Raw genomic sequence first — 25,503 nt, 5'->3', positions numbered from 1 at the left:
AGCCCTTCCTGAATGGAGCGAGCGTTATGCAGCTTCCCCCGTTGCCGCACTGGGAGACCGCGCCGGACGACCTCCCGGCCGCGATTCGCGAGACCAAAACCGCGCTGCGGGCGCGGATCGAGGCGTCCGGGCGCACCGTGGAAGAGGTGTTCGCGGTGATCGAGGCTCGCGTCGCCGCCGCGGTCGAGGAGATCGAGGCGGCGAAAGCATGCGGCGAAGAGATCTGGCCGGTGCTGGAGTACGCCGACATCGAAACGGGCCGGGTCTCCGAAGACGACCTGCACCGGATCCGGAAGCGCGGCTGCCTGATCGTGCGCGGGCACTTCCCGCGCGAGCAGGCGCTGGCGTGGGACAAGGGGATCGTCGACTACGTCGAGGGCAACCGGTTCTTCGAGAACTACCGCGGTCCCGGCGACAACTTCTTCGGCAGCCTCGTCTCCCGGGCCGGGATCTACCCGATCTACTGGTCGCCGGCGCAGATGGAGGCGCGGCAAAGCGACCGGATGGCACGCGTGCAGGCGTTCCTCAACGCGCGGTGGAAGTCGGAATCCGACGGCGTCCGGTGGTTCGACCCCGGCCGGGATTCGCTGTACCCGGACCGCATCCGCCGCCGTCCGCCGGGCGCGGATTCCGGCGGTCTCGGCTCGCATCTCGACCCGGGCACGCTCGACCTGTGGATGACCGAGGCGTACCAGCGGGCGTTCCGGCATCTGTTCGACGGCACCGTCGAGTCCTACGATCCGTGGGACGCCGCGCACCGCACGGCCGGGCCGCAGTTCGAGGGTTCGACGATGTGCTCGGTTTTCCGCACTTTCCAGGGCTGGACCGCGCTGTCGGACATGAAACACGACCAGGGCGTGCTGCACGCGGTGCCGATTCCGAAGGCGATGGGCTATCTGATGCTGCGCCCGCTGCTGGCCGACGTGCCCGAGGACGACATGTGCGGCGTCCTGGTGAACCACGTGTTCGCGGCCAGCGAGGAATGGCATTCCTTGCTGCTGCGGGCTTCCAGCGGAATTCCGGACGTGCAGGCCGGGGATTCCGTGTGGTGGCACTGCGATCTGATCCACAGTGTCGCGCCGGTGAAGAACCAGCAGGGCTGGGGCAACGTCATGTACATCCCGGCCGCGCCGTGGTGCCCGCGGAACGAGGCGTACGCCGGGGCGGTGCGGGAGGCGTTCGAGACCGGTTCCAGCCCGTCGGACTTTCCTCCCGAGCACTACGAGCGCTCCTGGCCGGACCGGTTCGCCCCGGAACAGCTGAACGCGACCGGACGGCGCGGCCTCGGGATCGGGTGAAAGCGGTCTAGTCCATTCGGAGGCATCAGGGACGTTCAGGGCAAGACGCGCCGATGCTGGCGGTCCCGCCTGTGGCGATGTCCAGAAACGCTTGCGTCGCCGCGGTAATCGGCCCGGACCGGTAGATCAGCCACTGCGGGAGCGTCTCCGGCGGCGAGAACCGGAGCACCTCCGCGCCAGCCCGCCGCGCCAGCTCCGCCCAGCCGTCCGGCATCAGGCTCGCGCCGATCCCGCGCAGCACCATTGGCAGCACCACGCTCCGGTCGCCCACCTCGGCCGCGATCGACAGGTCCGGCACGGTCGCCGCCAGCCGGTCGAAGAAGCCGCGCACCGCGGTCGGCGACGTGGTGACCACGAACTGCATCCCGCTGAGCTCAGCCCGCTCCACGGTCCCGTCCGAGCCAATTTCCGTACCGGGCGGGGCGACCAGCAGCAGTTCCTCGTCCCGCAGGTGGTGCGCGATCAGACCCGGCCCGACCGGGCGTTCCGCGCTCCCGCACACCCCGGCCTCGCACCGGCCCTGCACCACCATCGCGACCACCTCGGCCGCCGACAACGCCGCCGACGTGCTCACCAGCACGCCCGGATACCGCGTGCGCATCTCGGCGACGATGCTGATCACCGGCTCCAGCGCGGATGACGACGTGGCCGCGACGTCGATCCGCCCGGCCGGTCCGTCGCCCGCCATCCGCGCGGCAGCGCGCAGGGCGTCCAGGTCGCGCAGCACCAGCCGGGCGCGTTCGGCGAGGAGTTCGCCGGCGTTCGACAGCACCGCGTTGCGGCCGACCCGGTGGAACAGCTCGACGCCCAGGTCCTGTTCCAGCTTCGCGATCGCCCGCGACAACGACGGCTGCGCCACCCGCAACGCCCTCGCCGCGTGCGTGAACCCGCCGTGCTCGGCGATCGCGACGAAGTACTCCAGCTGGCGGCGTTCCATAGCGATACGCTATCGGACTGGTGTCTCAGATGTCTTTGACGTACCGGCAGCCCGCGCGCGACGATAGGGCCCATGGTCCAGACGCGCCCGACGTTGCAGGGCACCTTCGGCATGGTGTCGTCCACCCACTGGCTCGCCTCGGCGGCCGCGATGGCGGTTCTCGAGGACGGCGGCAACGCCTACGACGCGGCGGTCGCGGGCGCGTTCGTGCTGCACGTCGTCGAACCGCACCTCAACGGGCCGGGCGGCGAGGTGCCGATGATCCTCGCCCCGGCAGGCGGCGCGCCGAAGGTGCTGTGCGGGCAGGGTCCCGCGCCGGCCGGAGCGACGATCGAGCACTACACCTCGCTCGGCCTGGACCTCGTCCCCGGCACCGGCCCGCTCGCCGCCGCGGTGCCCGGCGCGGTCGAGGCGTGGCTGCTCCTGCTGCACGACCACGGCACGAAGTCGTTGCGCGAGGTCCTCAAGTACGCCATTCACTACGCGGCGGACGGCCATCCGGCAGTCGAGCGCGTCGGCGCGACGGTGGAGACCGTTCGCGAACTGTTCGAGAACGAATGGACGACGTCGGCCGAGCTGTACTTGCCCGGCGGGGTCGCGCCGAAACCCGGTGGGCTGCTGAAGAATCCCGCGCTCGCCGAGACCTGGCGACGGCTGATCGCCGAAGCGGAGGCGGCCGGGAGCGACCGGGAAGCGCAGATCGAGGCGGCGCGGAAGGCGTGGCGCGAGGGGTTTGTCGCGGAAGCGCTCGCCGCCTTCGCCGCGAAACCGGCGATGGACTCGTCCGGCGAACGGCACGCGGGCACCCTCACCGCCGACGACATCGCCGCGTTCCGGCCGACGTACGAGGACCCGGTCACCTGCACCTGGAACGGCTGGACCGTCGCGAAAGCCGGGCTGTGGAGCCAAGGTCCGTCCTTCCTGCAGCAGCTCGCGCTCCTGCCGGACGAGCTGGACTACGCGACGCCGGAGTACTACCACCGGCTCATCGAGGGCACGAAGCTCGCGATGGCCGACCGCGAGGCCTGGTACGGCGACAGCGCGGAAGTGTCCGTGGAGGCGCTGCTTTCCCCGGAGTACACCGAGGCCCGGCGCAAGCTGATCGGCGAGCGCGCGTCCTTCGACCTGCGGCCGGGAAGCCCGGAAGGCCGCACGCCCCGGCTGAGCCGGCACGTGCACTACGTCGCGGGCGGCGGGGTCACCGCGTCGGCGATCGGGGCGGGGGAGCCGACCGTCGCGAAGGACGGCCTGACCCGCGGCGACACCTGCCACCTCGACGTCGTCGACCGCTGGGGCAACATGATCGCCGCGACCCCGAGCGGCGGCTGGCTGCAGTCCAACCCGGTGGTGCCGGAGCTGGGTTTCCCGCTCGGCACCCGGTTGCAGATGGCGTGGCTCGACCCGGGCCTGCCGAACTCGCTCGCCCCGGGCAAACGGCCGCGCACCACGCTTTCGCCGTCGCTCGCCCTGCGCGACGGCGTCCCGGTGATGGCGTTCGGCACTCCCGGCGGCGACCAGCAGGACCAGTGGAACTTCCACTTCTTCCTCGGCGCCGCGCTGCGCGACAAGGTCCGCGGCGGGCTCGACCTGCAAGGCGCGATCGACGCGCCGAACTGGCACACCGACAGCTTCCCGAGCTCGTTCTACCCGCGCGGCATGGCGGCGGGCAGCGTGACGGTGGAGTCGCGGATCGGCGCGGAGGTGATCGCCGCGCTGGAAAGCCGGGGGCACGACGTGACGGTCGGCGAGCCTTGGTCGGAGGGCCGGCTGTGCGCGGTGGCGAAGGACCCGGAAACCGGGGTCCTGTCGGCGGCCGCGAACTCGCGCGGGGCGCAGGGGTACGCCGCGGGGCGGTAGCGGGAATTGACAAGCGCTGTCCCGAAAAGGACAGCGTTTGTCAGTGCTTTCGGCAGATTTACAACGTTGTATCGCGGTGCCACACTGAGGTCGCTCGGTTTCTTCTTTCCCGTGTCCGGTAGCCGACCGAAAGAAGCTGTCGATGTCCTCCTCCGCATCTCCCCGCGAAGTCAGCCGCCGCGCCGCCCTGCGCTGGGCGGGCACCGGCGCGGCCGCCGCGGTCGCGCTCCGGTGCCTTCCGGAACTGGTCCAGTCCACCGCCGCCGCGGCTCCGGCGGGCACGCTGCGCCCGCCCGCGACGCCGCTCGTGGTGCGCTCGCCGTATCTCTCGACCTGGCAGGCCGCGGACACCCTGCCCGGCACCTGGTCGACGTTCTGGAACGGGCACATCACCGCGCTGTGCGGCATCGCCCGGATCGACGGCACCGCGTACGTGTTCGCCGGTGCGCCGCAGCTGCCGTCCGGTCCGAGCCTGACCCCGATGACGCAGAACTCCTTGCAGGTCACCGCGACCCGCTCGATCTACGAACTCACCGGCGGCGGCGTGACCCTCACCGTCACCTTCTTCTCGCCGGTCGACCCCGGCAACCTCCAACGGCAATGCGTGCCGTTCGGCTACGTCACCGTCGCCGCCGCGAGCGCCGACGGCCGGGCCCATAGCGTTTCGCTGCATTTCGACTCGTCGGCCGAGTGGCTGCAGTGGGATTCAGCCACGCCGGTCGGCTGGCAGCACCAGGAATCCGGCGGCATCACCTCGCTCAGCGTCCAGGCCGCTTCGCCGACTGCGCTCGCCGAGGACGGGCACGACCAGCCGCGCTGGGGTTCGCTCGTGGTCGCGGCGCCCTCGGCGAGGGTGACCTGGCAGATCGGGCAGGACACGGTCGTGCGCGCGGCGTCGGCGAACGGGGGAGCGCTGCCCGGGACGAGCGATCCGGACCAGCCAAGAGCGATCAACGACCGCTGGCCGGTTCTTGCGTTCGCCAAAGACCTGGGCACGATCCAGCCGGGTGCGGCAGCCGATCCGCTGGTGGTGGCGATCGGGCACGTCCGGACGCCCGCGGTCAGCTACCTCGGTGCGCAGCTGGCGCCGTGGTGGACGCATTACTGGTCCTCCTGGCAGGACATGGTCGCGTGGTTCCACGCCGACTACCCGGCCGCGCTCGCCGCCGGGATCGCGCTGGACCAGCGGATCGACAGCGAAGCGTCCGCCGCGGCCGGCGACCATTACGCGGCGATCTGCGCGCTCGCCCTGCGCCAGGCGTTCGGCGGCACCGAACTGGTCGACCGGAACGGCTCGCCGTGGGCGTTCCTGAAGGAGATCTCGTCCAGCGGCAACGTGTCCACAGTGGACGTGATTTATCCGGCGCTGCCCGGCTACCTCCATCTCTCGCCGGACTTCGTCCGGTTGCTGCTGGAACCGGTGCTGGATTACGCGGAGCACGGCGGCTGGCCGATGACGTTCTCGGAACACGACATCGGCGCGTCCTATCCGAACGCGGCCGGGCACAACGACGGCAACGAGGAAAGCATGCCGGTCGAGGAATCGGCGAACATGCTCATCATGTCCGCCGCGGTGGTGCAGCGACTGGATTCCGCGGCGGCGAAGGCGTTCGTCAGCGCTCACTACGGAATTCTGCGGCAGTGGGCCGAATACCTGGTCGGCAACACTCTCGATCCGGGCAACCAGAACCAGACCGACGACTTCACCGGCTGGATCGCGCACAGCGCCAACCTCGCGTTGAAAGGCATCATCGGCGTCGGCGCGATGGCCGTTCTCGCCGATGTCACCGGAAATTCCGCCGATGCCCTGCGGTACCGCTCGATCTCGCGGTCGTACATCAGCCAATGGACAACCTTGGCCGACGACGGCTCGCACCTGCGGATGGCGTACGACCAGCCGGGCACTTGGAGCCTGAAGTACAACGGTTTCGCGGACCGGCTGCTGGGCCTCGACCTGGTGCCGCTCGGCACTGCCGCCCGGGAAGCCGCCTGGTATCAGTCGAAACGCGGCGCGTACGGCGTCCCGCTGGACCTCCGCCATGACTACACCAAAGCCGACTGGGAACTGTGGACGGCCGCTTGGCTGACTGACCACACCGACATCCGCACGACGCTTGTCGAAGGCGTCTACAGTTTCGCCAACACCACTGGTTCGCGGGTTCCGTTCTCAGACTGGTACTTCGTCGCCGACGCCCGGCAATCCGGCTTCCAAGCACGCCCGGTCGCCGCTGGATACTTGACCTTGCTGCCGCGCCCAGCCGCCTCGACGACGTCGTGGCGGCGAATCCAGAACCAGCGTTCCGGGAAACTGCTGGCGGTGCAGGACATGTCGCTTTCGGACACTGCCGACGTGACGCAATGGCAGGACAACGGCACGGTCGATCACGTGTGGACAGTCGTGGACAGCGGCGACGGAACGGTGCGGATCATGAACCGCAACAGCGGCAAGGTGCTCGCGGTGCACGACCAGAGCCTGGACAACGGTGCGCACGTGCAGCAGTTCCAGGACAACGGAACGCCGGATCACCTGTGGCGCATCGTGGACGCGGGCGGCGGCTGGTGGAAGCTCGTGAACGTCCACAGTGGAAAGGTGATGGCGGTCGATCAGCAGTTCACTGTGGACGGTGCACAAGTGACTCAGTGGGACGACAACGGGACGCCGGATCACCTGTGGCGGTTCATCTGAGCCGGGTTACCGGGAGACGGAAGCGGCGGAATCCGTGTATCGCGCGCGAAGTTCTCGCTTGAGCAGCTTCCCGGTGGCATTGCGCGGAAGCTCTTCCACCACCTCGACCCGGCGGGGACACTTGAAAGCGGCGATCCTTTCGCGGCAATAAGCGATCACCGCGTCCCCGTCGAGGGAGTCTCCGGCGGGAACCACCACCGCGATCACGGTTTCGCCCCACTGCGGATCCGGCGCGCCGATCACCGCGACGTCGGCGATGTCCGGATGCCGGTGCAGCACCTGCTCGACCTCGATCGGGTAAACGTTCTCGCCGCCGGAAATGATCATGTCCTTTTTGCGGTCCACCAGCGTCACGAAACCGTCGGCGTCGCTGCGGGCCAGGTCGCCGGAGTGGAACCAGCCGCCGCGCAGGGTTTCGGCGCTCGCTTCGGGCAGGCCCCAGTAGCCGGCGAAGACGTTCGGGCCGCGCAGCACCAGTTCGCCGACCGTCCCGATGGGAACGTCGTCGTCGCGTTCGTCCACGATGCGCGCCTCGACGTGCAGGAAGGGCCGTCCGACGGACCCGGCGTGCGAGCGCACGAACGCCGATTCCAGCACCAGTGCGGCGGGGGAGAGCTCGGTCATCCCGAAACCCTCCACAAAGGTCAGTCCTTTGCCCTCGTAGAACTCGATCACCGGCAGCGGACACGGCGCGCCGCCGCACAGCAGATACCGCAGCCGCGACAGGTCGTAGGAATCGAAATCCGGGACCTGCGTCATCGCCGCCCACATCGCGGGCACCATGAAGTGGACGGTGACCTTCTCCCGCTCGATCAGCGCGAGTGTCTCTTGTGGATCGAACTTGCCCGCGACCACCACGGTGCCGCCCGCGTACAGCAACGGCAGGGTGAACAGCGCCAGCCCGCCGATGTGGAAAAGCGGGGCGACCGTCAGCGTGATGTCCGAGGGGAGGATGCCTTCCCCGGAGGTGAGCACGTTGATCGCGTTCGCCTCGAGGTTGCCGTGCGTGAGCATGGCACCCTTGGGCCGCCCGGTGGTGCCGGAGGTGTACATCAGCACCGCGACGTCGTCCGGCCCGGTCGGTTCGGGCGCGACACGCCCCTCCTGGGCGAGTTCGCTGTTGTTGACCAGCGTCCGAGCGCCGGAGGCCTCCTTCGCGAGCGCGGCGAAGGTGTCGTCGTGCACCACGACCACCGGCCGGGCGTCGTCGAGCAGATACTCGACTTCGGCCGCCGCGAGCCGGAAGTTGATCGGCAGCGTGATCGCGCCGAGCCATGCCACCGCGAAAAGCGTTTCGAGGTAGCCGGTGGAATTCAATCCGAGCAAGGCCACCCGGTCGCCCTTGCGCACGCCCAGTTCGCGCAGCGCCGCCGCTCGCCCCGCGACCCGGCGTTCGAGATCGGCGTACGTGATCCGCTCGCCGGTCTCGGCGGCCACGAGCGCGACCGACTCGGGGGTGACGGTGCTGCGCCGGGCAATCCACTGCGCCAAGCTCGATGCCATGCCGAGACTCCTTCGTCGCCGGGGACCACGACGAAGGTAACCGTACGGACGGTCAGTGGTCAAACCTTCGGTTACAGTGGGCCGATGCCACCCAAAGGCCGCGCCGGGGACATCCTGGCGACGTTCACCCGCTACGTCGCCGAGCGCGGGTACGACGCCACGAACTTCTCCGACATCGCCGGCGAACTGGGGCTGTCGAAGGGCACGATCGTGCACCACTTCGGCACGAAGGACCGGCTGCTCGCCGCGCTGCACGAGTCGTACATGTGCCGCAGGCTCGCCGAGGCCGCGCTGATCCGCGACCGCCTCCCGACCCCGACCCGGCAACTGGCCGGGCTGCTGTACGCGTTCGTGCTGTACCAAGTGGTGGACCGGGAGGCGACCGTCGCGTTCCAGCGCGAGGTCGTCCGGCTGGCCGACCACGAAGCGATGGCCGAGGGCCGCCGGATGCGCGCGGAATACCTGGACCTGGTGCGGGCGGTGCTGTCCGCGGGCGTCGAGTCGGGGGAGTTCCGCGCGTGCGACGTCGAGGTGCAGAGCCTGCTGATCTTCGGCTCGGCGCAATGGGCATGGACGTGGTTCGACCCGACCGGCCCGGTATCGGCGGAGCAGGTGGGCGCGCAGCTGGTCGAGCTGGTCCTGGGCGGACTGTTGATGCGCCGCGCCCGGCTGAACGGGCTGACCGAGGCGGACGGCAAGGTGGTTCAGGTGGTGCGTCAGTCCATTGCGGCGGCGAAGGCTTGACCGGTGTCGGCGATCGAACTTGCCGAGTCCGTTCCGTTGAATTCGTAGTAATGCCGGATTCCTGCCCCTGAAATCGCAATTGACAAGCGAATCATTGCGGTTCGGCGAGTTGGAATATTCCACGGAATAGCCGCCGGAAAAGCAGATGATCGTCGCGGGTACAGTCGCGTCCGGGCGAGGGAACGAGGGGGTCTTGGTGGGCGACGGCGCTCGCGCGGCGGAAATCGTGCGATTCTGGCGGATGGTCGAAATGTTCACTCCGCAGGACGTGCCGAAGAAACCGAACACCCGGCCGGGCGCCGACAGCGATCAGGTGGTGTTCGACCTTTCTCCGCGCGGCCTGGTGCCCTGGGAAGAAGGCCACCCGGTGTGGCGCCTTCCGGTGCGACCCCGGACGACCTGGCAGTTCACCGTGTACGGCGGGTTGTACGAACTGTCGGCGGTCCGGGACGAGCTCGTGCGGGCTCTGGGCCGCGACGCCAAGGAACCGGACGGGCGGCTCGACGGGAACACCGCGCTGCTGGCGTTCACCGTGGACGACAAGGGCTGCCTGGTGGAGAACTCCGCGACCTTGTCCGCCTGCGCATGGGCCGTCGGCCGCACGCGCTCGCCGGGGCCGGGCGCCCGGAACTGGCTGGACGGATTCGAGGCGGAGGAACGCGAGTTCGCCAGGCAGCTGGACCGGTTGGTCCCGCCGTCGGCGAAGACCGCTCCGCCGGAGGACGACGACCGCGCCGAACCGGGCGGATCGATGATGGGCAAGGTCGCGCGGGCCGCCGGGGACCACGTCAAGAACGCCGCGGCCGAAGCGTGGAAGACGGGAGCGAAATCGACCGGGACCGCGGTGACGACGGTGGCTGCCGCAGCGGTGAGTTCGGTCGCCGGCCCCGTCATCGGCGGGATCGCCGGCAGCGTCGCGGGCGCGTTCGCGGAGAAGCTGCTGACCCCGCGCACGCGAGAGAAGGCAGCGGAGAAGCAGCCGTCCGGCTCCGCGGCGGAGGAGCCGGCCCCGGAAGAGGAAGAGGGCTGGCCGCGGCTCACCGCGGCCGATGTGCACCGGCTGGTGTCTTCGCTGGCAGGAGAGCTCGGTCTCGCCGCGTTACGGCCGTCCGGCGTCCGCGTGAAGTGCGTCCGGGTGCCGGTCCGGGAGTCGGCCGAGGCGGGCGAGCAGAACTTCCTCAACAGCTTCATCGCGAAGGACCTGGGCAGGATCGAGCAAGAGCTGCGGAGCGGGAACGCGGGCCCAGGTCTCCTGCGGTACCTGACCGCGCCGCACGCCCTTCCCGTCGCCGACCGGGTCGACGTGCGGGCAAGCCCGGACGCGGTCGTAGCGGGCGTGACCCCCGGCAGCATTCCGCCCGGCCGGTGGCCGACCGACGTCGGAAAGCCCCTAGTGCTGAGCCAGCAGTTCGCGGTCGACCGGATTTTCGCCGAACTCGCCGACAGCAGCGGGCTGTTCGCGGTGAACGGCCCGCCGGGGACCGGGAAGACGACGATGCTGCGCGACGTGCTCGCGGGCATCGTCGTCCGCAGGGCCGAACGGCTCGCCGCGCTGCACCACCCGGTCGACGCCTTCGCCGGGCAGGTCGGCAGCGTCGCCCTGAATGCGAAGCACACTGCTTACGTGTACCGCCCGCGGCCCGAACTGACCGGGTTCGAGGTGGTGCTCGCCACCGCGAACAACGGCGCGGCGGAGAACGTCACTGCCGAAATTCCCGGGGTCAAGGCTGTGGGCGGAGCCGCGGCCGAAGCACTGGACGCGGACTACTTCACCGACCTCGCGTCGCACGTCCTCGACGCCCCGGCGTGGGGACTGATGGCCGCGACGCTCGGCAGCATGAAGAACCGGAACCGGTTCGCCAGCCGGTTCTGGTGGGGAGACGGCCAGAGCCGGCCGGAACCTGCCGGGCAGAACGGCTCGCCGGAGCAGGCGAAGAAGAAGCTCTCCGGAATGCTGCACATCCTCCAGCAGGCGCAACGGAAACCCGAAACGGCCGCGGACTGGGCCCGCGCGGTCAAGCGGTTCAAGGACGCTCTGGCCGACGTTCGGCGGCTCGCTGCGGAACGACAGGCAGTCGCCGACGCCGTGGCCGCGCATCCCGGATGCCGGGCCGCCCGCGACGCGGCGGCGGACCAGGTCGTCGCGGCGGCTCGCCGGGGCGAGCACGCGCGAGGTCAGGTCACCGCGGCGGAACGGGCGCTGGAGCAGGCCCGGAAGGTGTTCGCGGACGAGGACGAGGAGTCCAAGCACCACGCGCTCAGCCGGCCCGGCTTCTGGATCCAGCTGTCCACCTGGTTCAGAGCGGGCCGCGAGTGGGCGAGCCTCGCCGACGAGCTTCGGCGCCGTCGCGCGGCAGCGAAACAGGGGTGCGAACAGGCGTACCGGATCGCGGCCGGCTGGCAAGCGGAGGTGGCTGCCGCCACCGCGGCCTGGCAGCAGGCGGTGCAGGTGAGGGACGCGGCCGAGCGGACGTTCGCCGATGTGTGCGCGCGCATCGAGCAAGGCCGCCGGCGCTGGCCGGGGAACGTGCCGTTCCCGCTGGATTTCGACAGCGACGACGAGTTCCAGGGCTGCGCGCCCTGGGCCGACGCCGAGTTCACCGCGGCGCGCAGCCGCCTGTTTCTCGAAGCGTTGCGGCTGCACAAAAGGTTCGTGCTCGGAGCCGAACCGCGACTGCGCGACAACCTGGCCGCGATCGAGGCGTACCTGAAGGGGCGGGTCAAGCCCGAGCCGGCCGTTCTGCTCGCGGCGTGGCAGGCGTTGTTCATGGTCGTGCCGGTAGTGTCGACCACCTTCTCGTCCCTGCCGCGGCTGTTCGCGGGACTCGGCCGGGAATCGCTGGGCTGGCTGTTCATCGACGAGGCGGGACAGGCGACGCAGCAGGAAGTCGTCGGCGGGATCTGGCGGGCCCGGCGGTCGGTGATCGTGGGCGATCCGCGGCAGCTCGAGCCGATCGTGTCGCTGCCGTCGTCAGCGCAGGAGGTCCTTCGCCGGCATTGCCAGGTGGACGAGCAGTGGTTGCCGGACGCCGCGTCGGCGCAGCAGATCGCCGACCGGATGGCACGGTACGGCACCGCGCTCGCGGACTCGGACGGCAGCGGCGCCGCCTGGGTGGGCGCGCCGCTGCGAGTGCATCGCCGGTGCGACCGGCCGATGTTCGAGATTTCCAACGACATCGCCTACGGCGGGACCCTCATGGTGTACGGGACACGTCACGAAGGAGAGTTCCCAGGGCGGAACGGGTGGATCCACGTGCAGTCCGGCGCGTCGGAAGAGCACTGGCTGCCCGCCGAAGGCGCGGCGCTCGCCGACCTGCTCCGGCGGCTCCGGCGGGAGGGCGTCCAGGCTCAGGACATCCGGGTGGCCAGCCCGTTCCGAGCGGTCGTGCGCGGTTCGCGCGGAATCGGCCGCGACGTGCTGGGCGAGGAGTTCGCCAAGACGAACGTCGGCACCGTGCACACCATGCAGGGCAAGGAATCCGACGTGGTGATTCTCGTGCTCGGCACCCCGGACCACCGGGAGCGAGCGCGAGCATGGGCCGCGGAGAGACCGAACCTGCTCAACGTCGCCGTTTCGCGGGCGAAGCGCCGGCTGTATGTGATCGGCAACCGTGAGAACTGGCGGAGCCAGCCGTACTTCAGCGTGCTCGCCGACCGGATACCGGTTCTCGAAGAATGACCGGCTACCGGATCCTGAGCCGCCGCATCATCTTCAGTCCGGACAGCATTCCTTCCACGTACTTCTCGTATTTCTGTCCCGGCCGAGGGCTCATCACCGGCTTCTTCAACACCGCCAGGTTCTGCACGTCGGTGTACTTCAACAGCCCCTGGTCCCCGTGCCGGGCGCCGACTCCGGACGTCTTCACGCCGCCGGACGGAGTCCCCTTGGCGGCGTACGCCGTCGCCAGGCTGTCGTTCACGTTGACGTTGCCCGTCTCCAACCGGGCCGCCACCGCGGAAGCTGCGCGAAGGTCCTTGCCCCACACCGAAGCATTCAGCCCGTAATCGGTGTCGTTGGCCAATTCGACGGCCTCGTCCACCGTCCGGTACCGATGCAAGGCCACCACCGGGCCGAATGTTTCGGTGACGCCGCACAGCATGTCCTTCGTGACGCCTTCCAGGATGGTCGGCTCGAAGAACGCGGGGCCGAGATCCGGCCGGGGACGGCCGCCGCACAGGACGGTGGCTCCCTTTTCGACCGCATCGTCCACATGGGACTTGACCCGGTTCATGTGGTCCACCGAAACCAGCGAACCCATTTCCGGGCCGAAGTCGTACGCGGCCCGTACGTCGAGCGAAGAAGCCTTGGCCACAAAGGCTTCCTTGAATTCCTCGTAACGCGACTCCGGCAGGTAGATCCGCTCGATGTGCATGCAGATCTGCCCGGTGTTCCCGAACGCGCCGAACACCGCACCCGGAACCGCGTCCGCGAAATCGGCGTCCGGGAGCACGATCATCGGGTTCTTGCCGCCGAGTTCGAGACAGCAGCCGATGAGGTTCCGGCCTGCCTGCTCGCCGATCACCTTCCCGGTGGCGGTGGAGCCGGTGAACATGACGTAGTTCGCCTGGCCGATGAGCGTCGGACCGACGTCCGGGCCCTCGCCGCACACGACCTGGAACAGGCCCCGCGGCAGCCCGGCTTCTTCGAGCAGTTGCACGCCGTACAGCGGCGAAAGCGCGGTCTTGTTGTCCGGCTTCAAGACCACCGCGTTGCCCGCCATCAGCGCTGGGATGGCGTCGGAAATGCCGGTAGCGAAAGGGAAATTCCACGGCGCGATGATCCCGACCACGCCCTTGGGCGCCCGGATCTCGGTCGAGGACGACACGAGCGGCACCGGTCCGCCGCGCCGTGTCGGGGCGAGAAGTTTGGGCGCGCGCCGCAGATAATGGCTCATGATCATCGGCGGATCGCACGTTTCCTCGATCGCCATCCGCCGGTTCTTGCCGCTTTCGACCTGGATCAAGTCGGCGATCGTGCGTGCGCGGTCGATGAACAGCGCATGCGCGCGCCGGAACACCGCGAGCCGTTGTTTGAGCGGCGTCGCGGCCCATTTCTTCTGCGCCGTCCGCGCGGCGGCGAACGCCTGCTCGATGTCCGAGGGCGTCGATTGCGGCAGGTCCACCAGGACGTCGCCGGTGTAGACCTCGGTGAGCGGCCACACCGCGCCGCCCGAACCCGGCACGCGCGCGACGAGCCCGCGGAGGAATTCGTCAGTCGCCGAAGCCGGGCGGGTGGGCCGGGCCGGGGTGAGGGTCATGGGTCTCGCGCTCCCGTCAGTTGCCGGAAAGGACCAGCTGCGCGCCCATTTCGCCGATCATGATGCAGGGCGCGTTGGTGTTGCCGCCGGTGATCGACGGCATGATCGAGGCGTCGCAGACCCGCAGCCCGTCGACCCCGCGCACCTTGAGGTCGGGCCCGACGACGGCCAGGTCGTCCACGCCCATCCGGCAGGTGCCGACGCCGTGGTAGACCGACGTCGCGCGGTTGAGGATCGCGTCGCGCAGTTCCTGGCCGCGCAGCTGCTTGCCGGGGTGGATCTCCTCGTTGACCGAGCCCTTGAACGCCTTCGACGCGAAGATCTCGCGCACCATCTCGGATCCCTCGCCGAGCACCTCGAGGTCGGCCGGGTCGGAGAGGTACTGCGGGTCGATCAGCGGCGCTGCGGCCGGATCCGCCGAGGCGAGCCGGATCGTGCCGCGGCTCTTCGGGTAGATCAGCGTGGTGAGCACGGTCAGCGCCGGCCGCTTGTCGACCGGATGCCGGACCGGCGCGTCCTGGTTCGGCGACACGTACGCCCACGGCAGCAGGTGCAGCTGCAGGTCCGGGACGTCCGCGGCCTGCGACGTCTTGAGGAACGCGAGCGCCTCGAACACCGAGTTCGCCAGGAACGTCGAACCCGGCTTGAGCAGCTCGCGGGCCATCCCGCGGGCGAAATACGGTGCGGTGCCCTTGTTCTTGCACGAGGACACCTGGAACGTCAGCGCGTGGAACATGTGGTCGTGCAGGTTGTCGCCGACCGGCAGATCGGCGAGCACGTCGATGCCGTGCTCCTTGAGGTGCTCGGCGTGCCCGATCCCGGACAGCATCAGCAGCTGCGGCGACCCGACGAACCCGGCGGCGAGGATGACCTCCTTGCCCGCCCGGACCGTGCGGCGGGTGCCGTTGGCGTCGGTCACCTCGACGCCGGTCGCGCGGCCGTTCTCGATCACCACTTTCCGCACGAACACCCGGGACTGGATCTCGAGCGTCCGGGGCGCGAGATGGTGCAGGTAGCCGCGCGAGGCACTGTAGCGCAGGCCGTCGGCAGCGTTCTGCTGCATCCGGCTGACGCCCTCCTGGGATTCGCCGTTGTAGTCGTCGATGATGTCGCAGCCGATCGCGTCGGCCGTCGCGTCGAGGAACTGCAGCGTGCCTTCCTGCGGGATCTTGTTGCGGGTGATCTTGATCGGCCCGCCCGCGCCGCGGAAGGCGTTCTCGCCGTCCTCGAAGTCCTCCATGCGCTTGTACGCGGCGTTGACGCTGTCGGCGTCCCAGCCGGTGTTGCCCTCGGCCGCCCAGGAGTCGAAATTCGCCCGGTTGCCGCGGACGTAGACCATCCCGTTGACCGAACTGGAGCCGCCGAGCACCTTCCCGCGCGGCACCGGCATGCGCCGATCGAGAACATGTTTCTGCGGCACCGAGTAGAAGCCCCAGTCGCTCATTTTCTTCAGCTGGGGCACCGCGTGCAACGGGGCGACCAACCCCGGCTTGCGCAACAGCAGCTGCTCGTCGCTCTTGCCCGCTTCGAGCACGATCACGCTGGCCCCGGACTCCGCGAGCCGCCCGGCGACGGCAGCCCCCGAGCTGCCCGACCCGACGACCACGTAGTCGGCTTCGCTCTTCCGGGCCACCCTGGCTGCCATGTCCGCTCCTCGTCCCGCGCCCCGCCGAAACTATAACCTGTTCTAGTTCAGGCACGGTATAGCTTTCCCGCCGACCGCGCAACGCCTCGCACGCGGACCTGATTGACTTGCCCCCATGGGGACCGAGGAAGCGAACCGCCGCATCGACGCCGCGCTCGCCGCCGGGGAGACGACGCTGGATTGCCGCTGACGGAAGTTCCCGCGGCGGGTGGCGGACATCGGCGGTCTCGAGAAGCCGGAGGCCGACCGGGACCGGCTCGTCGAGCTGCCGTGCTCGCTGGCCGGTCTCGGGCTCGCCGAATTGTTCGCCGACGGCAGCCGGCTGGCGGGGCTGCCTGCCTCGCCGGCGCGATGCCCGGACCCCGCGTGAGCGGCCTTGCTCCGTTCGGTGCGACCCTGCGCACACTGGCTGCGCAAACCAGGCGATAGCGGACACCCCGGACGCTCGGGCGATTGACGACCGGCCGGACACCGCCGTACGGTGCTGCTCGCGCGACGGCTTCCCGAAGCCGGTGAGATTCCGGCACGGTCGCGCCACTGTGTGCCCATCCCGGGCGAGTCAGGTCGAGGAGCCGTCGTCAGGTCCACCCGCAAGGGACGCGTCATCCCGAAGGAGAGCCATGGCCACCATTCCGGCCGACCGGTCCACCCCGGTCGTTCTGCCCGTGTCGAAAGCCGCGCTGCTGCTCGGCGCCACCATCGTCGGCGCGCTGCTGCTGTACTACTTCGTCGGCGTCGACCAGGGCGCGGTCTCGATCTTCGGCAGCGACACGCACGTGCACGAGTTCGTCCACGACGCGCGGCACTTCCTCGGCTTCCCCTGCCACTGACGCGCCCGGAACGGACAACCGAACAATGCAGAACAAGCTGATTCTGCGCGGCCTCCTCGCCGGAGCGCTGGGCGGATTGCTGGCGTTCGTCTTCGCCCGGATCTTCGCCGAACCGCTGACCCAGGCGGCCATCGACTACGAATCCGGCCGCGACGAGGCGCAGATGGCGCTCGACAAGGCCGCCGGGATGCCGACCGAGCACGAGGGGCACGAGATTTTCAGCCGTGCCGTGCAGGGCAACCTCGGCATCGGGCTCGGCATGGTGCTCTTCGGGGTCGCGATGGGCCTGCTGTTCGCGGTGACGTACACCGTGCTGCTGGGCCGTGTCGGCCGGATCCGCGCGCGGGTGCTGGCGGTGCTCGTCGCCGGGGCCGGATTCCTGTCGCTGTACCTCGTGCCGTTCCTGAAATACCCGGCCAACCCGCCGGCGATCGGGCACGAAGCGACCATCGGCGCGCGCACCGGGCTGTACCTGACGATGGTCGTGGCGTCGGTGATCTTCCTGGTCGTGGCCGTCGTCGCGGGCAAGCGGCTCGCGCCGAAGCTGGGCAACTGGAACGCGACGCTCGTCGCGGGCGCCGGGTTCGTGGCGCTGTGCGCGCTGCTGATGGCACTGCTGCCCTCGCTGGGTTCGCTGGCGAGCAACGTCGCCGAGTACGGCCCGCAGACCAGCGAAACCCCGCTGCCGCTCAAGGGGCCCGACGGCCAGATCGTGTATCCCGGATTCCCCGCCGACACGCTCGTCGGGTTCCGGCTCTACTCGGTGCTGGCGCAGGTCATCCTGTGGGGCACCATCGCGCTCGTGTTCGGCCCGCTCGCCGAACGCGTGCTCGACCGCGGGCGCGCGGTTACCGTCGAGGCGTGAACCCGCTGACCGGACTGGGCCCGTTCTTCGCCGTCGACACGCATTCGGCCGAGGAACCGGCGGAGCCGTGGCGTCCGTTGTCCGAGGTCCTGGACGACGGCCCGGTGCTGCGCGAACGCGTCGCGCAGAACCGGGCCGTGCTTGGCGGCGATTTCGTGGAACTGCGGGTCGCGGCGTCGATCGCGCATCTCGGGCTGGCGGCTCGGATCATCTCGCCCGCGCTGGGTCTCGCGGTCGGGGCGGGAGCGGTGCCGGATTACTCGACGGCGTGGTGGCAGCCGAAGCTCGGTGGTGCCTTTCCGTTGTCGTTGAAGGAAAACCCGCCGGTTGAGTCCGATGTGGTCAGTGCCTTCGCGTCGCGGGTCTTGCGCGGTCCGTTGGCACGGTTGGACGAGGTGATGGCGCAGTTCTCGCTGGCGCGGAACGTCCGGCGGGGGAACGTGGCGTCGGCGCTGAACGGGGCGGTGACGGTGCTGCGGTCCGAGCGTCCGGAGTGGACTGACCGGGTTGCCGGAATTGTCGCCGCGCTGGAGGAATTGCCGGAACTTTCCGGTACCGCGACCCGGGAGAACGGCCGATTCCGTCGCCGCAGCTGCTGTCTTTTCTATCGGGCGGCCCCGGACCGCGACGGCCCGAAATGCGGGGATTGCGTGCTGGTCTGAACTGCGCCGAATGCCGAAAACCTCCCGGTGACCCTGCAATCGAGACCTGCGCGAGGAACACTCGGGGAGGAGAGCATCGGGAGGCAGCCATGCGCAGGTATCGCAACTACTGGACCTACAGCGTCGGGCTGCTCGTCGCGTGGGGGCTCGTCTTCCTGCTCACCGGCCTGCTCCGCGGCGGACACGAGGTGCAGCTCGTGCTGCCGGTGTTCGGCGGCTTCTGCATCGGCTGGGTCAGCACGACCATCGCGCGGTACGTCTACCCGCCGCCGAAGCAGTGGCTGAGCTGACCTGTCTCCCGGTCTCCGGGACGAGTGCCGCCGCTGTGCCGTCGTGGTCCATAAGCTCGGCCCGGTGTTCTTCTCCTTCATCGCACTGACCGGCCGTTCGAGGAAACGCGGATGATCCCCGTGGCGGAGTGGATCGCGCTGCACGATCTCGTGCACCGTTACGCCGCGCGCGTCGACGAGCGGGATTTCGCGGGCGTCGCCCAACTGTTCGGCGACGACGGAGTGCTCGTGCTGCCGAATCCGCCGCGCGACTTCGGTCCGGTCCGGGAACATCGCGGTCCCGAAGGCGTGGTTGCCGCCCTGTCCGTCCTTGAGGAGGTGTCCCTGACCGCGCACAGCATCACCGGCGTCGTCTTCGACCCCGGCGACCACCCCGCCGCCGCGCGCGGACGGGTCACCTGCGTCGCCCATCACGTCAGCCCGCGCGACGGCCGATTCTCCGACGCGGTGTGGCACCTCCACTACCTCGACCGCTACGCGAAAACCGGCGGCGAATGGCGGTTCGCCCGCCGCGAGGTGCACCTCGATCTGATCGGAACCCGGGAGGTCCGCGCGACCCGCCTCGGCCGGTGAGCTGCGCCGAGTCACCCGAACGGGCGGACCCGCCAGGGGCGGCGACGTGACGGTTTTGCCCGGAAACTGCGTAAGGTCGAAGCCATGCCAGGGGACGACGGCCTGCTCACGCAGGACAGCACGCGCGGGCTCACCGCGGCCGAGGTGGCCGAGCGGGTCGCCGAGGGACGGACCAACGACGTGCCCTCGCGCACGAGCCGCAGCGCGTGGGAGATCGTCCGGTCGAATGTCTTCACCCGGATCAACGCGATCTTCGCGGTGCTCGCGGTCATCATCTTCTCCACCGGCTACCTGCTGGACGGGCTGTTCGCCGGGGTGATCGTGGCGAACAGCGTCGTCGGCATCGTGCAGGAGCTGCGCGCCAAGCGGACGCTGGACCGGCTCGCGATCGTCGGCCAGGTGCGCCCGCGCGTGCGCCGCGACGGGGTCAGCGGCGAGCTGGCCCCGGAGGAGGTCGTGGCCGACGACGTGATCGAGGTCGGCGCGGGCGACCAGGTCGTGGTCGACGGCGAGGTGCTGTCCGCGGACGCGCTCGAGGTCGACGAATCGCTGCTCACCGGCGAGTCGGACCCGGTGGTGAAGCGCGCGGGCGACCCGGTCATGTCCGGCAGTTTCGTGGTGGCCGGGAACGGCGCGTACCGGGCGACGAAGGTCGGCTCGGAGGCGTACGCGGCGAAGCTCGCCGAGGAGGCGGGCCGGTTCACCCTGGTCGATTCGGAGCTGCGGAACGGGATCAACAAGATCCTGAAGGTCATCACGTACCTGCTGGTCCCGGCGGGCGCCCTGTCGATCTACAACCAGCTCTCCGGTTCGCAGCAGCTGCCCGACGCGCTGCGCGGGATGGTCGCGGCGCTCGTCCCGATGGTGCCCGAGGGGCTGATCCTGCTGACGTCGGTCGCGTTCGCGGTCGGCGTGATCCGGCTGGGGCGGCGGCAGTGCCTGGTCAACGAGCTGCCCGCGATCGAGGGCCTGGCCCGCGTGGACGTCGTCTGCGCGGACAAGACCGGCACGCTCACCGAGAACACGATGCGGCTGTCCGAACTGCGGAGGCTGCAGGAAGCGGGCGAAGCTCCGGAGACGGTGCTGGCCGCGCTCGCCGCCGCCGACCCGCGGCCGAACGCCAGCCTGCTCGCGATCGCCGAGGGCTGCCCGTCCGCGCCGGACTGGACGCCGACCGCCGTGGTGCCGTTCTCGTCGGCGCGGAAATGGAGCGGCGCGGCGTTCGGCGAGCACGGCGACTGGGTGCTCGGCGCGCCGGACGTGCTGCTGCCGGCCGAGTCGGAGGAACGCGCGGAAGCGGAACGGATCGGCGCGCAGGGCCTGCGGGTGCTGCTGCTCGGCAGGGCCGCGAACGCCGTCGACGCGCCGGACGGGCCGGGCAAGGTCACGCCGGTGGCGCTGGCCGTGCTGGAACAGAAGATCCGCGGCGACGCTCGCGAGACGCTGGACTACTTCGCCGCCCAAGGCGTTGCGGTGAAACTGATTTCGGGCGACAACGCGGTGTCGGTCGGCGGCGTGGCCCGCGCGCTGGCCCTGCCTGGCGGCGAGGCTCCCGTCGACGCGCGGACGCTGTCCGAAGACCCCGGGAAGTTGGCTTCGCAGCTCGAAGAGACCGCGGTGTTCGGCCGCGCGACCCCGGCACAGAAGCGGTCGATGGTCGCCGCGTTGCAGGCTCGCGGGCATACCGTCGCGATGACCGGCGACGGGGTCAACGACGTGCTCGCTTTGAAGGACGCCGACGTCGGCGTCGCGATGGGCGCGGGCAGCCCGGCGACGCGGTCCGTTGCGCAGATTGTCTTGCTGGACAACGCTTTCGCGACCTTGCCGCATGTCGTCGGCGAGGGTCGCCGGGTGATCGGGAACATCGAACGCGTCGCGAATCTGTTCCTCACCAAGACGGTGTACTCGGTGCTGCTGGCGTTGATCGTCGGCGTGCCCGGGCTGATCGGGCAGGACGCGATGCCGTATCCGTTCCTGCCCCGGCATGTCACGATCGTCGGCTGGTTCACGATCGGGCTGCCCGCGTTCGTGTTGTCGCTGGCTCCCAACAACGACCGCGCGCGCCCCGGCTTCGTCGGCCGCGTGCTGCGAATGGCGATTCCAGCCGGGGTGGTGATCGGGGCGGCGTCGTTCGTGTCGTACATCCTGGTTCATCCGGGGCATGCGACCACTAACGCCGCGCAGGTGCAGGCGAGCACTACGGCGTTGATGACGCTGATGGCGCTGGCATTGTGGGTGCTGGCAGTGGTCGCGCGGCCGTACACGTGGTGGAAGGCGGCGCTGGTCGCGACCATGGCGGTGGTTTCGGCGTTGATGTTCCTGTTGCCGTGGACCCGGGAGATTTTCCAGCTGGATCCGAGCAACACCAGGTACACGCTGACAGCAGTGGGCTGCGCGGCAGTGGGGCTGGTGTTGATCGAGGTCGGGCGGTGGATCGGGAACCGGGTGGGGAAATAGCATCAGCGCGGGGGAGAGTCGGTCTTCGGGAGCCGGAGGTCGATCTGAAATCCGCGGTCGCCGCTGGTGATGAACGCTTCGCACCGCGGGACGCCAGTGACGAGGTGCCGATAGCGAGCGCTCATCGCCGCGGTCAGTTCGCCGACGCGCTGACCGTCGAGCCGCACCTCGATCGCGTAGGAACCCTCGTGCTTGCCACTGGACACAGTGGACGGTGCGAGCTCGGCGGCGACGATCGTGCGCAGCACGCCGGAATGGTAGTGCCGCAAGGTTTTCTGATGGTTTTCCTCCTTGGTGACGGTGACCGTCCGCTCCGGCGCGAGAAGATCGGCCTCGGCGAGCAGATTGGTGATCTCCAGCGCGTCCGGGCCCGCGAGGTGCAGGTACATCCCGTAGCGGCGGCCGTTTCCGCCGCCGGTGATCCGCGCCGGGCAGGTGCCGGCATAGCCGCTTTTGCCGAGCGCACGGAGAGCGGGCTGGTAACTGCGGGCGTCCGAACGGGACAGATAGCCGACGGTTTCCGTTCCTCCGGGGTGGATCGCGTCGACGCGGACGGCGTGGAGATCGTGCGGGTTCTGCGGTTCCGGCACGAGAAGCGCGACGACCGGGAGGTGCTGGTCGAAGCCTTCACCGGCAGCGATCCCCCTCGCCGCCCGCTGCAGCGCGGGCTGGTAATGCGCTTCGCCGATGATCGCGATTCGTCCGTCCGCCGACAGCCGCCGCCGGATCAGCGGGGCGGCCGGCGCGTCCTGGATCCGGTCCGGTTTGGGCCGTGCCGCAGGCGGTGCGACCACCACCGGCGGTGCGACGGGCGCGGTCATCGCCCGCAACGATCGCGCCAGCGCCGAGCTGGCTCGCGGCGTCGAGAAGTCGAAGGTCGCGCGATAGCCGTTCGGCCCGGAAAGCCGCACCGATCCGTATTCGAGGACGGGGAGCCGCCGGTTGTTCTTGTAGCGCCGGTCCGGCCCGCCCTTGACGTTGACGTACTGCCAGGTGTGCCCGACGACGCGGGCATCGCCGGGCACCGAACCGCTCTCGATGAACCGCTGGACGTCCGCCTCGATCCGCAGCTCTCCGTACTGGACGTCGGCGTACTGCTTGCCTTCGCGCAGCAGAACCCGGTCGGGCAGGAAATAGACCGCCCGATGGCTCGTGGCGAGCGAGGGGACGGCGATGTTAGCGGACAGCTGCGGCGGGCCGCCGATGCCGCGGTCCAGCGAGTGCCGCTTGACCAGCGCGGACGCTCCGGCGTTGACCTTGTGCTGACGCGTTGTCGACAACGCCCCCGACGCGACGACGTGCCAAGCCCGCCGCGCCTCCCGCACCGGTCCGAAGGCGTCGACCAGTCCCTGGAACCGCTGCGCTTCCTCGGCGTCCTGCACGTCGTAGAACACCACAACGGTCCGCCGGATCCGGTCCTTGAAGAAAACCCACACCGTGAGCGGCACCCCGGCCAGCAGCGTCCACGGCGACGCGCCCGCCAGCGCGAGTGCGAGCACCAGGACCCACGGCCACCATCGCATCGACCGTGCCGCGGCATTGAGCTGGCCGACGAACTCGCTCGAATCGGCGGCCGCCATTTCGAGGGTGGTCGCGCCGGTGATGTCGGCCATGACGACGTCGCTCGCGGGCAGCAGCGGCGGTGCGCTCGGAGCCGTTGACCGGGTCGTCGTCCGATAACTGACCAGCCCGCCGCCGAGCGTGACGTAAGCACCGCGCGGACCGGTGCCGACGCGGAACCCGGGCACGCCGACGGACGCGCCGAGCCCGGCCCGCGACATGCTTACCCGCAGCGGACCGACCTTGACCCTCGTACGCAGATAGAACGACATAGGCGACCTTCGACGGACGGCATTTGCCCGCTCTGGATCGCCGTGCGTGCGCCGGTTGTTACGCGCCGCTCGGGAGATGGTGCTGCAAGGCGCCCAGCCCCTCGACCCGCTCCCGGGCCTGTTCGTCCTGGGCAGCCATCTCCGCGTCGGTCAGCACGATCGCGTCCGGTCCCGGGAAGACCGTCGATTCGTGGTCCGCGCCCTGCCAGCGGACGGTGAACGGCGGCCCTCCGTCCGGCGAGCCCACCGCTACGATGCGGCCCCGGTGCTCCGGCACGTCCACGTGGATTCCCTTCACGACCAGCCAGTCTCCGCGCTGTGCGTGCATGGTTCCTCCTCAGAACGACGTCGTCGTCCGCAGCGATACCTCGTCGCGCCGGGCGTGAAACCTCGAAGTAGTCCGATCAGGGGTAAGCAAGTGACTCGCGGGGGCCGGTTCGGCTCAGGCGCTTGAGGAATTCCGGCGTCACGCTCGCCGCTGCACGTCCTTGGTCTGCATCAACTTCGTCAGCAGCCCGACCAGTTGACCCCGCTCCTCAGCCGTCAGCGTTGCCGCCCAATGCTGCTCTCCCGCGTTGTAGGCCGCGAAGCAGCGGGCGAACGTTTTCTGCCCCTCCGGGGTCAGGTGCAACAGCACCGTCCGCCGGTCTTCCCGCGACGGTTCCTTCCCGACCAGGCCGTTCGAGGCGAGGTTCTCCACCGCGGCTGACACGGCCGCGCGGCTCATGCCCGACAGGGCCGCCACCCGGCGCAGTTCAAGCGGGCCGGACGCCGACAGAACCAGCAGCAGCCGCAGACCGGTGCTGCTCAGCTGCGCCGATTCGTTCAGCTTGATCTCGCCGAGCCGGGCGTGCAGGTCGTAAGACAGCAGGTCGGTGGCCCGGTGCAGGGTCATCACCAGGCGCATCGCGTCCGGGTCGACGTCGGGCAGGGTTTCGCTCACCGAGCGGACCGCGTGGTCGACGAAGGTCCAGTAATCCGGTTCGGCGGCTTCGGGCTCCCTCACGCCTCTCGATCATGCCAGGTTCCCCGAGATTGTCAAAGGTTGAACGTCAAAGCCTTGACAATGTTCCGGAGCGGCTTCTAGCGTTCCCGGCGTCCGAGAGAGCAATGGAGGTCTCGATGCGACACCGAACCCGAGGGCGCGTCGCCGCCGCCGCGTGCGCGGCACTCGTGGCGTTGAGCGGGTGTGCCGCTCCGCAGGAGCCCGCACCGGAAGGCGCGCAGAAGAAAGGGGCCGGCGCGGAGGCCGCGGTCCAGGTCGACGCCGGTCTCAGCGCGCTGGTGCCGCAGCGGTACCGGGACAAGAAGACGATCACCGTCGCGACCAGCGCGAGCGTTCCGCCGCTCGCTTTCGTCGACAGCAAGAACAACAACGAGATCACCGGCGTGGTGGTCGACCTGACGAAGGCGTGGACGAAGCTGCTCGGACTGGACGTGCAGGTCGTGCGGACCGAGGGCGGCAACGTGATGCCGGGAGTCCTTTCCGGACGGTTCGACGCCGTGATGTCGGTGGGGGACTTCAAATCCCGGCAGGGCACGATGGATTTCGTCGACTTCCTGCGCGGCGGCACCGCGCTCATGGTCCGTTCCGGAAACCCGCACGGCGTCAAGGGAATCGACGATCTGTGCGGCCGGTCGCTGGCCATCGGGCGCGGGTCGATCGAGGAGACCGACGCGCAGCGGGTCAGCAAGGAGTGCGTCGGCAAGGGCAAGCCCGCGGTGAACATCAACGCCTTCGCCGACGGGCAGGCGATGGTGCTGGCCCTGCAGAGCGACCGCGTCGAAACGGCGTGGAACGACATCGCGCCGGCGAACTACCTGATCAAACAGAATCCCGGCCAGTTCGAGCTGACCGGCGACGGCGTGCACTGGCTCGCGCCGTACGCGGCCGGGTTCCGCAAGGACGACCAGCAGTTGCGCGACGCAGCGCAGCGTGCGCTGCAGAAGCTCGTCGAGGACGGCACCTACCGCAAGATCCTCGACGAATGGGGGCAGGGCTCGATCGCCGTCGACCGGATCGCGGTCAACGGTTCCCAGTTCTGAGCCGCCCGGTCCACCGAAGA

Annotated in this window: 20 protein-coding genes; 13 read left to right on the top strand and 7 right to left on the bottom strand. The window is 69.6% G+C overall.

The features are described 5' to 3' along the window. Positions 1 to 26 precede the first annotated feature (26 nt). Positions 27 to 1,298, top strand: a complete 1,272-nt coding sequence (locus DMP23_RS46500) for a YbiU family protein (RefSeq protein WP_337825081.1) — start codon at positions 27 to 29, stop codon at positions 1,296 to 1,298. 25 nt (positions 1,299 to 1,323) lie between these two features. On the opposite strand, the gene DMP23_RS46495 is transcribed toward DMP23_RS46500, so the two are convergent. After that, the gene (locus DMP23_RS46495) at positions 1,324 to 2,235 is read right to left on the bottom strand and encodes a LysR family transcriptional regulator (RefSeq protein ID WP_337825080.1); all 912 of its coding nucleotides are present in this window, start codon (positions 2,233 to 2,235) and stop codon (positions 1,324 to 1,326) included. 72 nt (positions 2,236 to 2,307) lie between these two features. Between DMP23_RS46495 and DMP23_RS46490 the strand changes: the two genes are divergently transcribed. Continuing rightward, the gene (locus DMP23_RS46490) at positions 2,308 to 4,092 is read left to right on the top strand and encodes a gamma-glutamyltransferase family protein (protein WP_337825079.1); all 1,785 of its coding nucleotides are present in this window, start codon (positions 2,308 to 2,310) and stop codon (positions 4,090 to 4,092) included. Positions 4,093 to 4,234: 142 nt separating this feature from the next. Then, positions 4,235 to 6,778 (top strand): glutaminase domain-containing protein, encoded by a 2,544-nt coding sequence (locus DMP23_RS46485; RefSeq protein WP_337825078.1) that lies wholly within the window; start codon positions 4,235 to 4,237, stop codon positions 6,776 to 6,778. A gap of 6 nt (positions 6,779 to 6,784) precedes the next feature. On the opposite strand, the gene DMP23_RS46480 is transcribed toward DMP23_RS46485, so the two are convergent. Further along, positions 6,785 to 8,281 (bottom strand): acyl-CoA synthetase, encoded by a 1,497-nt coding sequence (locus DMP23_RS46480; protein WP_337825077.1) that lies wholly within the window; start codon positions 8,279 to 8,281, stop codon positions 6,785 to 6,787. Between the two features lie 84 nt (positions 8,282 to 8,365). Here DMP23_RS46480 and DMP23_RS46475 point away from each other — a divergent pair, with 84 nt between their 5' ends. Both DMP23_RS46475 and DMP23_RS46470 read left to right on the top strand, forming a co-directional pair. Then, positions 8,366 to 9,025 carry a TetR/AcrR family transcriptional regulator gene (locus tag DMP23_RS46475; RefSeq protein ID WP_337825076.1) on the top strand — a complete coding sequence of 220 codons (660 nt, stop codon included), beginning with the start codon at positions 8,366 to 8,368 and terminating at the stop codon, positions 9,023 to 9,025. 196 nt (positions 9,026 to 9,221) lie between these two features. Further along, the gene (locus DMP23_RS46470; protein ID WP_337825075.1) at positions 9,222 to 12,704 is read left to right on the top strand and encodes a DEAD/DEAH box helicase; all 3,483 of its coding nucleotides are present in this window, start codon (positions 9,222 to 9,224) and stop codon (positions 12,702 to 12,704) included. Positions 12,705 to 12,708: 4 nt separating this feature from the next. On the opposite strand, the gene DMP23_RS46465 is transcribed toward DMP23_RS46470, so the two are convergent. Both DMP23_RS46465 and DMP23_RS46460 read right to left on the bottom strand, forming a co-directional pair. After that, positions 12,709 to 14,283, bottom strand: a complete 1,575-nt coding sequence (locus DMP23_RS46465; RefSeq protein WP_337825074.1) for a succinic semialdehyde dehydrogenase — start codon at positions 14,281 to 14,283, stop codon at positions 12,709 to 12,711. A 16-nt stretch (positions 14,284 to 14,299) separates the two neighbouring features. Continuing rightward, a complete protein-coding gene (locus tag DMP23_RS46460; protein WP_037820124.1) occupies positions 14,300 to 15,928 on the bottom strand; it encodes a GMC family oxidoreductase in 1,629 nt (542 codons plus the stop codon). Positions 15,929 to 16,136: 208 nt separating this feature from the next. Here DMP23_RS46460 and DMP23_RS46455 point away from each other — a divergent pair, with 208 nt between their 5' ends. The 7 genes from DMP23_RS46455 to DMP23_RS46425 all read left to right on the top strand — a co-directional run bounded on the left by DMP23_RS46455 (position 16,137) and on the right by DMP23_RS46425 (position 21,605). Then, the gene (locus tag DMP23_RS46455) at positions 16,137 to 16,298 is read left to right on the top strand and encodes a hypothetical protein (RefSeq protein ID WP_337825073.1); all 162 of its coding nucleotides are present in this window, start codon (positions 16,137 to 16,139) and stop codon (positions 16,296 to 16,298) included. Positions 16,299 to 16,548: 250 nt separating this feature from the next. Then, positions 16,549 to 16,758 (top strand): CbtB domain-containing protein, encoded by a 210-nt coding sequence (locus tag DMP23_RS46450; protein WP_037820126.1) that lies wholly within the window; start codon positions 16,549 to 16,551, stop codon positions 16,756 to 16,758. Between the two features lie 25 nt (positions 16,759 to 16,783). Further along, positions 16,784 to 17,623, top strand: a complete 840-nt coding sequence (locus tag DMP23_RS46445; protein WP_337825072.1) for a CbtA family protein — start codon at positions 16,784 to 16,786, stop codon at positions 17,621 to 17,623. Continuing rightward, complete coding sequence (locus DMP23_RS46440; protein ID WP_337825071.1) at positions 17,620 to 18,285, top strand: (2Fe-2S)-binding protein; 666 nt, start codon at positions 17,620 to 17,622, stop codon at positions 18,283 to 18,285. Before DMP23_RS46445 ends, DMP23_RS46440 begins: the two co-directional genes overlap by 4 nt. Before the next feature lie 89 nt (positions 18,286 to 18,374). Then, on the top strand, positions 18,375 to 18,575 hold the full coding sequence (locus DMP23_RS46435) for a hypothetical protein (RefSeq protein ID WP_037820131.1): 201 nt from the start codon (positions 18,375 to 18,377) through the stop codon (positions 18,573 to 18,575). A gap of 111 nt (positions 18,576 to 18,686) precedes the next feature. Continuing rightward, positions 18,687 to 19,148 carry a nuclear transport factor 2 family protein gene (locus tag DMP23_RS46430; protein WP_337825070.1) on the top strand — a complete coding sequence of 154 codons (462 nt, stop codon included), beginning with the start codon at positions 18,687 to 18,689 and terminating at the stop codon, positions 19,146 to 19,148. Between the two features lie 84 nt (positions 19,149 to 19,232). Then, positions 19,233 to 21,605, top strand: coding sequence for an HAD-IC family P-type ATPase (locus DMP23_RS46425; protein WP_337825069.1), 2,373 nt, complete (start codon positions 19,233 to 19,235; stop codon positions 21,603 to 21,605). 2 nt (positions 21,606 to 21,607) lie between these two features. On the opposite strand, the gene DMP23_RS46420 is transcribed toward DMP23_RS46425, so the two are convergent. The 3 genes from DMP23_RS46420 to DMP23_RS46410 form a co-directional block, all read right to left on the bottom strand. After that, positions 21,608 to 23,437 carry a DUF4236 domain-containing protein gene (locus DMP23_RS46420; RefSeq protein ID WP_337825068.1) on the bottom strand — a complete coding sequence of 610 codons (1,830 nt, stop codon included), beginning with the start codon at positions 23,435 to 23,437 and terminating at the stop codon, positions 21,608 to 21,610. Between the two features lie 58 nt (positions 23,438 to 23,495). Beyond that, positions 23,496 to 23,765, bottom strand: a complete 270-nt coding sequence (locus tag DMP23_RS46415; RefSeq protein WP_037820140.1) for a DUF1918 domain-containing protein — start codon at positions 23,763 to 23,765, stop codon at positions 23,496 to 23,498. Between the two features lie 138 nt (positions 23,766 to 23,903). Next, the gene (locus tag DMP23_RS46410) at positions 23,904 to 24,443 is read right to left on the bottom strand and encodes a MarR family transcriptional regulator (RefSeq protein WP_037820142.1); all 540 of its coding nucleotides are present in this window, start codon (positions 24,441 to 24,443) and stop codon (positions 23,904 to 23,906) included. A 116-nt stretch (positions 24,444 to 24,559) separates the two neighbouring features. Between DMP23_RS46410 and DMP23_RS46405 the strand changes: the two genes are divergently transcribed. Continuing rightward, complete coding sequence (locus DMP23_RS46405) at positions 24,560 to 25,483, top strand: ABC transporter substrate-binding protein (protein ID WP_337825067.1); 924 nt, start codon at positions 24,560 to 24,562, stop codon at positions 25,481 to 25,483. The last annotated feature ends 20 nt before the right edge of the window (positions 25,484 to 25,503 follow it).

The organism is Amycolatopsis sp. A1MSW2902, assembly GCF_017312175.1.
Taxonomy (GTDB): domain Bacteria; phylum Actinomycetota; class Actinomycetes; order Mycobacteriales; family Pseudonocardiaceae; genus Amycolatopsis; species Amycolatopsis nivea.
Note: the sequence above shows the minus strand (reverse complement) of the source record. Positions and strands in the feature narration are given on the sequence as shown.

Bases quoted from the DNA above. Each gene is read 5' to 3' on its own strand.
- DMP23_RS46475 (WP_337825076.1), top strand. From the start codon at position 8,366: ATGCCACCCAAAGGCCGCGCCGGGGACATCCTGGCGACGTTCACCCGC.
- DMP23_RS46430 (WP_337825070.1), top strand. From the start codon at position 18,687: ATGATCCCCGTGGCGGAGTGGATCGCGCTGCACGATCTCGTGCACCGT.
- DMP23_RS46500 (WP_337825081.1), top strand. From the start codon at position 27: ATGCAGCTTCCCCCGTTGCCGCACTGGGAGACCGCGCCGGACGACCTC.
- DMP23_RS46485 (WP_337825078.1), top strand. From the start codon at position 4,235: ATGTCCTCCTCCGCATCTCCCCGCGAAGTCAGCCGCCGCGCCGCCCTG.
- DMP23_RS46465 (WP_337825074.1), bottom strand. From the start codon at position 14,283: ATGACCCTCACCCCGGCCCGGCCCACCCGCCCGGCTTCGGCGACTGAC.
- DMP23_RS46480 (WP_337825077.1), bottom strand. From the start codon at position 8,281: ATGGCATCGAGCTTGGCGCAGTGGATTGCCCGGCGCAGCACCGTCACC.
- DMP23_RS46450 (WP_037820126.1), top strand. From the start codon at position 16,549: ATGGCCACCATTCCGGCCGACCGGTCCACCCCGGTCGTTCTGCCCGTG.
- DMP23_RS46435 (WP_037820131.1), top strand. From the start codon at position 18,375: ATGCGCAGGTATCGCAACTACTGGACCTACAGCGTCGGGCTGCTCGTC.
- DMP23_RS46415 (WP_037820140.1), bottom strand. From the start codon at position 23,765: ATGCACGCACAGCGCGGAGACTGGCTGGTCGTGAAGGGAATCCACGTG.
- DMP23_RS46405 (WP_337825067.1), top strand. From the start codon at position 24,560: ATGCGACACCGAACCCGAGGGCGCGTCGCCGCCGCCGCGTGCGCGGCA.
- DMP23_RS46495 (WP_337825080.1), bottom strand. From the start codon at position 2,235: ATGGAACGCCGCCAGCTGGAGTACTTCGTCGCGATCGCCGAGCACGGC.
- DMP23_RS46445 (WP_337825072.1), top strand. From the start codon at position 16,784: ATGCAGAACAAGCTGATTCTGCGCGGCCTCCTCGCCGGAGCGCTGGGC.
- DMP23_RS46460 (WP_037820124.1), bottom strand. From the start codon at position 15,928: ATGGCAGCCAGGGTGGCCCGGAAGAGCGAAGCCGACTACGTGGTCGTC.
- DMP23_RS46425 (WP_337825069.1), top strand. From the start codon at position 19,233: ATGCCAGGGGACGACGGCCTGCTCACGCAGGACAGCACGCGCGGGCTC.
- DMP23_RS46490 (WP_337825079.1), top strand. From the start codon at position 2,308: ATGGTCCAGACGCGCCCGACGTTGCAGGGCACCTTCGGCATGGTGTCG.
- DMP23_RS46420 (WP_337825068.1), bottom strand. From the start codon at position 23,437: ATGTCGTTCTATCTGCGTACGAGGGTCAAGGTCGGTCCGCTGCGGGTA.